Consider the following 6,841-nt stretch of genomic DNA (forward strand, 5'->3'; position numbering starts at 1 on the left):
GTGCACAGCCGCGGCCCCCACGCCCGCATCGCCCTCATCCAGCAGGACCCCGCCACCGCGCTGCACCCCCTGTTGCCGGTGAGTGCGCAGGTGGCCGCGGCTCGGGGCGGGCAGGTGCAGCAGGTTTCGGCGCGGGAATGTGGGGGCGTCGTCGGTTTGGACCGAGTCGGAGGCGTCCAGCGACGGCGCGGTCGCGGGGGTGCCTTCCGCACCGGCGGATTCGTCCTCAATGTGCAGCGAGCCGGTGACGGTGGCGTCCGGCATGAGGGTTCCGGCAATCGCGGCGCAGGTCATTGACTTGCCTGCTCCGGATGCCCCGATGAGCGCGGTGCGCTCGCCCGGTTCCAGCCGCAGGTCGACGCCGTCGACCAGCGCACGCGAGCCAAGGTGCACCCCCAGCCGACTGAGAACGATTGTCATGAGCGGAACTATAAACACTAATGACACTCATTCTCAAATCATCGCCCGCCCGCGCCCGCACTCACTCCCGCACCCGCTCTCCCCTCCCCTCACCGAAACCGGCACTAATAACATGCCGAAACCGGCACAAGTGACGTACCGAAACCGGCACAAGTGACGTACCGAAACCGGCACTAATGACACGTCGAGACCGGCACAAATGACGTGCCGATCTCGACGCGAGGCAGGGCGAAGACGGGGGCGGACCGCCCTCAGCGTGGAGGCAGCTTGCTCACATCCCGCACGGCACCGAGGTCGGCACTGGTGGCCAGCATGGCGTAGGCACGCAGCGCCGTAGACACATGCCGCGGACGCGGGTTGTGCGGCGTCCAAGCGTCACGACCACGCGCCTCCTCCTCAGCACGACGGCGGTCGATCTCCGCCTGGTCAACCTTGAGTTCGATGGAGCGGTTCGGGATGTCGATCTCGATGCGGTCCCCGGTGCGCACCAGGCCGATGAGCCCGCCCGCGGCCGCCTCCGGGGAAACGTGCCCGATGGACAGGCCCGAGGTGCCGCCGGAGAAGCGGCCGTCGGTGAGCAGCGCGCACTCCTTGCCCAGGTGCATGGACTTGATGTACGTCGTCGGGTAGAGCATTTCCTGCATGCCCGGGCCGCCGCGCGGTCCCTCATGGCTGATGATGACGACGTCGCCGCTGGTCACCTTGCCCCCGAGGATGCCGTCCACGGCCTCCTCCTGGGACTCGAAGACGACGGCGGGACCGGAGAAGGTGAGGATCGAGGCGTCCACACCGGCGGTCTTGACGATGCAGCCCTTAGTCGCGATGTTCCCGAACAGGACGGCCAGGCCGCCGTCGGCGGAGTACGCGTGGGCGATATCCCGGATGGCACCCGCCTCGCGATCGGTGTCCAGGGCCTCCCAGCGGGAGTTCTGGGAGAACATCTCGGTGGTGCGCACGCCCGCGGGGGCAGCGAGGTAACGGGTGCGGATCACCTCGTCCACGCCTCTCGCCTGCGGGTCGCGCACGCCGTCGGGGCCGGGGCGGGCGATGTCGTACTGCTCGAGCTCATCGGCGAGGGTGCCGCGCAGCACGGTGCGGGTGGTGGTGTCGAGCAGGCCGCCACGGTCGAGTTCGCCGAGGATGCCCATAATGCCGCCGGCGCGGTGCACGTCCTCCACGTGGAAGAGGTTGGTGGAGGGCGCCACCTTGCACAGGTGCGGCACCTTGCGGGAGAGGCGGTCGATGTCGGCCATCTTGAAGTCGACCTCGGCCTCCTGCGCGGCGGCGAGCAGGTGCAGCACCGTGTTGGTGGAGCCGCCCATGGCGATGTCCAGGCTCATGGCGTTCTCGAAGGCCGCCTTGGTGGCGATCGAGCGGGGCAGGACGGCGTCGTCGTCCTCCTCGTAGTAGGCCTTGGTGATCTCCACAATCCGGCGGCCGGCTTCCTGGAAGAGTGCCTTGCGGTCGGCGTGGGTGGCCACGAGCGTGCCGTTGGTGGGCAGCGCCATGCCAAGTGCCTCGGTCAGGCAGTTCATGGAGTTGGCGGTGAACATGCCTGAGCAAGAGCCGCAGGTGGGGCAGGCCAAGCGCTCAATGGCGGAGATGGTCTCGTCCGGGACGGTGGGGTCGGCGGCGTCCATCATGGCGTCGATGAGGTCGAGCTTGCGGGTGGTGCCGTCGGCGGCGACCATCTTGCCGGACTCCATGGGGCCGCCGGACACGAAGATGGTGGGGATGTTGAGGCGCAGCGAGGCCATGAGCATGCCGGGGGTGATCTTGTCGCAGTTGGAGATGCACACCAGGGCGTCGGCGCAGTGCGCGTTCGCCATGTACTCCACGGAGTCGGCGATGAGGTCGCGGCTGGGCAGGGAGTAGAGCATGCCGTCGTGCCCCATGGCGATGCCGTCGTCGACGGCGATCGTGTTGAACTCCTTGGCGATGCCGCCCGCCGCCTCGATCTGCTCGGCAACCACGCGGCCCACGTCGCGTAGGCCGACGTGCCCGGGGACGAACTCGGTGAAGGAGTTCGCAATGGCGATGATCGGTTTGCCGAAGTCCGAGTCCTTGACGCCGGTGGCGCGCCAGAGGGCGCGGGCGCCGGCCATGTTGCGGCCGGTGGTGGAGGTAGCACTGCGATAGCGGGGCATGAGCGTCTCCTTGCTGCGGACGAGTGAATGGGCCCAAGAGTAGTGGCCACGTCGTCAGCTCAGCAGGTGTGATCGACCACTGAACCCGCCGTCTTCCGCACTATGACGCCGATCGGGCGACGTCGCCTCGCCTGGGCTCGAAGCGAGATCGCTCACGTCGGTGCCGCGAATTAGCGCACACGGCCCTCACGCCCAAGATATTCGAGCCCCATAAGCGTGGCGCGACGGCGCGGCGGGGGCGTCCCCACCCGTGCGGGGCCAGCGGGAAGAAAAACTCGGTCGACGTCGGACGGTTCGTACTTTTCGACGACGGTTCGGCATTTCGCACCAACGCTTCGGCACTTCCCGTGACGGTTCGGCACCCTAGCTGCCGAACCGTCGAGCTACGTGCCGAAGCGTCCACCCGAAGGTACGAACCGTCAGCTTACGTGCCGAATCGTCAGCACTCCGGCAGCACCCGGCGGCTCAGCCACCACGAGGACACCGCAGCGGAACCACCGCCAACCGGCCTCGACCACCCCAAGACACCAGGACGGCGCCAGTTCGGAGCGCGCGGGACGGCAGCCTCCCCGCCCCGAGTGCCGCCTCAACCAGCCCGGACACGTCATTAGTGCCGGTCTCGGCGTGTTACTTGTGCCGGTCTCGGCACGTCACAAGTGCCGGTCTCGGCACGTTATTAGTGCCGGTTTCGGTGAGGGGATGCGGAGGCGGGTGAGGGGGCGGGTCTCATGGTGCCGCCGATCATCACATGGTGCCGAGGATCTCGGTGACGAACACGAGGGTGTCACCGCCCTTGATGCCGGCCTGCGGCACACCGCGCGAGCCGTAGCCGAGCTCGGAGGGAATGGAAAGGATGACGCGGCTACCGACGCGCTGGCCGACCAGCCCGTCATCCCAACCGCGGATGACCATGCCGACGCCTACCTGGAAGCTGAATGGCTGGCCGCGGTCGTAGGAGTTGTCGAAGACCCGGCCGTTCCAGGTCTGACCGAGGTAGTGGCACACGACGGTGTCGCCGGCCTCGACGACCTTGCCGTCACCGGCGTCCAGCACCTGCACCTGCAGACCCTCGGGGGCCTCAGGGCCGGGGAAGGTGAGAGTGGGCTTGGCACCCTTGGCGCCGTCAACGGTGGGCATGTTGGTGTTAATCATGCGGGCCAGGCTACGGCAGGACAGACCGGTTGATCCAAAATGCCGCACGGACCGGCGACGCCGTCGGCCCGTGCGGCAAGACTCCCTGGGTCAGTTATCGCGCAGGATCGCGAGGATGCGCAAGAACTCCACGTACAGCCACACCAGGGTGACGACCAGTCCGAAGGCGCCGGCCCAGGCGTACTTGGTGGGCAGTCCGCGCTCAACGCCGCGCTGGATGGACTCAAAGTCCATGGTCAGGCTGAAGGCGGCCATGGCCACGGCGAGCAGGCCGATGATGAGCCCCAGCGGAATGCCCATGACCTGCACGCCGCGCAGGCCCCACGGGTTGGAGACGATACCGGTGAGCGAGAGCACGAGGTTGGCCAGGCTGAAGATGAGGTAGCCGCCCATGGCGGTCAACAGGATTCGCTGCGCCTTGCTGCCCAACCGGAAGCCGGCGAACTTGTAGGCCCCGAGCACGACGGCGAAGGTCGCCACCGACGCCAGCACCGCCTGCAGGACAATGCCGTCATAAAGCTCTTCCAACACGCCGGAGAACGCCCCCAGCATGGCACCCTCGAAGACGGCGTAGCCCAGGATGAGCGCGGGGCTGGGCTCACGCTTGAAGGAGTTGACCAGCCCCAGCACCAGGGCGCCGATCATGCCGACGAACATGGTGAGCATGCCGATGGGCGCCGTGGCCTCGGTGGTCGCCAGCATCCAACTGACGGCGCCCGTAGCGAGGATGACCGCGAAGATGCCCGCGGTGCGCACGATGACGTCGTCGTAGGTCATCCGTCCGCGGTCAACATTGGTGGCCGACGGCGCACCGTACTGGGCCTCCAGGTCGGAGACCTGCTGCGGGGACACGTAGCCGTACTGCTGGTCGCTGGTCTGCCCGTACTGCTGGCCAGCCTGGTAGCCGTAGCCGTACTGCTGCGAGCTCTGAGCACCGGGCTGATATCCCGGCATGGTCGGGTAACCATTGGGGGTGCGCTGCGCGGCCGACGTGCCGACGCCGCTGCCGTTGAAGGCGGGGCTGCGGGAGAAGTAGGGGTTGCTCATAAACGATGATCTTTCAGACGGGATGGAAATCGCGGTGCGGCCCGGAAGCCTTCCACCGTCGTTGTCAGGCACGAATTGTGCCTAGTCTTCCTGGATAACCTCTGAATATCGCCCGACATTCCGGAATGTGTCCTCCTGAAGGAGGAGTCCGCTCATCCGCCGTGCCCAGCCGCCTTGCCCCGATTTTCCCCAGCCGGGCCGATGCCGCCCATGCGCCCGCTTCCTAGCCTGGAGGTGTTCGGGCAGAGGGTCGGTCAGCGCCGGCACCCGACTGCCGTCAGACACGTCAGAGAAGAGCTGATTCCCCTTGATCGAAGCTGTCGATCTCACCAAGCGCTACGGTTCCAAAACCGCCGTCAACCACATCTCCTTCACGGTTGAGCCCGGCACCGTCACCGGCTTCCTGGGCCCCAACGGCGCCGGCAAATCCACCACCATGCGCCTGATCATGGGGCTGGACAAGCCCACCGAGGGCACCGTCAAGGTCAATGGCCGCACTTACCGGGACCTGACCGCGCCCCTGTGCCAGGTGGGCGCGCTGCTGGACGCCAAGGGACTGCACGGCTCGCGCACCGCCCGCGCCCACCTGACTCAGCTGGCCGTCTCCAACGGCATCCCCACCCGGCGAGTCGACGAGGTCCTGGAGCTGACCGGGCTCACCCACGTGGCCAAGAAGCGCGTCAAGGGCTTCAGCCTGGGCATGGGCCAGCGCCTGGGCATCGCCGCCGCCCTGCTCGGTGACCCGCAGGTCCTCATCTTCGATGAGCCCGTCAACGGGCTGGACCCCGAGGGCGTCAAGTGGGTGCGCGAAACCTGCCGGCACCTGGCCGACCAGGGCCGCACCGTTTTCATCTCCTCCCACCTCATGAGCGAGATGGCGCAGACCGCCGACCACCTACTGGTCATCGGGCGCGGACGCATTCTCACCTCCGGCCCCGTCGACGAGGTCATCGCCTCCGCCACCAACGACGTCGTCCGCGTCGCCTCGCCTCAGGCAGGCGAGCTGGCCGAGGTGCTCAAGGCCGCCGAGATCACCACCGCCAACCCCGAGCCCGGCGTGCTCACGACGACGACGGCGCCCGCCTCCCGTATCGGCGAGATCGCCGCCGCACACAGCATCGTCCTGCACGAGCTGGCCACGCAGCACGCCTCGCTGGAGGACGCCTACCTCGAACTGACCGGGAACGAAGTCGAGTACAGCGCCACCCCCGCCGCACCGGCTGCGGTCGGCGCTGCGCACTGAGCCGCAGCGCACAGCGCGCCACGACAGCAGCCACGCCCCAGACGTTCACATACGCGAAAGAAGCCTCATGTCCACCACAGCCACACTGTCCCAGTCCACCGCCCCCACCCCGCACGAGGCCGCGCACCGCTCTCACCGCGATGGGGACGGCACCCCCACTCGCCGCGGCACCGGCTCCGCCGGCTCGCGCTCCGACGCCGGCTCGTCCGCCGCGATTAGCCGGGGCTGCCGTCAGACCTTCGCCCGCGCCATCCGCGCCGAATGGGTCAAGGTCCGCTCCTTGCGCTCCACCTGGATCACCTCGGCGATCGCCGTCGGCATCACCGTCCTGCTCGGCGCCGGCATCGCCATCGGGTACGCCGGCAGCGCCGAGCTCGCCGACCAGGCCGCCGACACCATCATCTCCGGCAACCAGTTCGGTCAGATCGTCGTCGCCGTGCTGGGCGCGCTCATCATCACCGGCGAGTACTCCTCCGGCCAGATCCGCTCCTCCCTGGCGGCGGTGCCCCACCGGGGACGCTTGCTGGCCGCCAAGGCCCTCGTGGTCGGAGTACTGGGCTTCCTCATCGGCGCCGTTTCCACACTGCTGGCCTGGGCGGTGTCGGCGCCCTTCATGGACGGTCACGCGGGCTCGCTGGCCGATCCCGAGTACCTGGGCTTCGTTTGGGGCACCGGCTTGTCCTTCGCCGGAATCGCACTGATGTCCCTGGGGTTCGGCTTCCTGCTGCGCTCTACGGCGGGGGCAATCACCGTGGCGCTGACGCTGCTGTTCGTCATCGACCTGCCGATTTCGCTCATGTCCCTCAAATGGGACTGGGCCGCCACGCTGCAG

The 6,841-nt window shown here is 67.9% G+C and carries 6 protein-coding genes; 2 read left to right on the plus strand and 4 right to left on the minus strand.

What is annotated here, in order from left to right; translation table 11 throughout:
• The 4 genes from RWX45_RS12040 to RWX45_RS12055 form a co-directional block, all read right to left on the minus strand.
• A partial coding sequence (locus RWX45_RS12040; RefSeq protein WP_316023958.1) for an ATP-binding cassette domain-containing protein occupies positions 1-420 on the minus strand: 420 nt, incomplete at its 3' end.
• 251 nt (positions 421-671) lie between these two features.
• On the minus strand, positions 672-2,567 hold the full coding sequence (gene ilvD, locus RWX45_RS12045) for a dihydroxy-acid dehydratase (RefSeq protein WP_316023959.1): 1,896 nt from the start codon (positions 2,565-2,567) through the stop codon (positions 672-674).
• A 744-nt stretch (positions 2,568-3,311) separates the two neighbouring features.
• Positions 3,312-3,719 carry an FKBP-type peptidyl-prolyl cis-trans isomerase gene (locus RWX45_RS12050; RefSeq protein WP_316023960.1) on the minus strand — a complete coding sequence of 136 codons (408 nt, stop codon included), beginning with the start codon at positions 3,717-3,719 and terminating at the stop codon, positions 3,312-3,314.
• 90 nt (positions 3,720-3,809) lie between these two features.
• On the minus strand, positions 3,810-4,766 hold the full coding sequence (locus RWX45_RS12055; RefSeq protein ID WP_316023961.1) for a Bax inhibitor-1/YccA family protein: 957 nt from the start codon (positions 4,764-4,766) through the stop codon (positions 3,810-3,812).
• Positions 4,767-5,073: 307 nt separating this feature from the next.
• Here RWX45_RS12055 and RWX45_RS12060 point away from each other — a divergent pair, with 307 nt between their 5' ends.
• Positions 5,074-6,009, plus strand: coding sequence for an ABC transporter ATP-binding protein (locus RWX45_RS12060; protein ID WP_316023962.1), 936 nt, complete (start codon positions 5,074-5,076; stop codon positions 6,007-6,009).
• Between the two features lie 67 nt (positions 6,010-6,076).
• The coding region (locus RWX45_RS12065; RefSeq protein WP_316023963.1) for an ABC transporter permease at positions 6,077-6,841 on the plus strand (765 nt) is incomplete at its 3' end.

The sequence above is a fragment of the Actinomyces sp. MRS3W genome (assembly GCF_032465695.1).
In the GTDB taxonomy this organism is placed as follows: Bacteria; Actinomycetota; Actinomycetes; order Actinomycetales; family Actinomycetaceae; genus Actinomyces.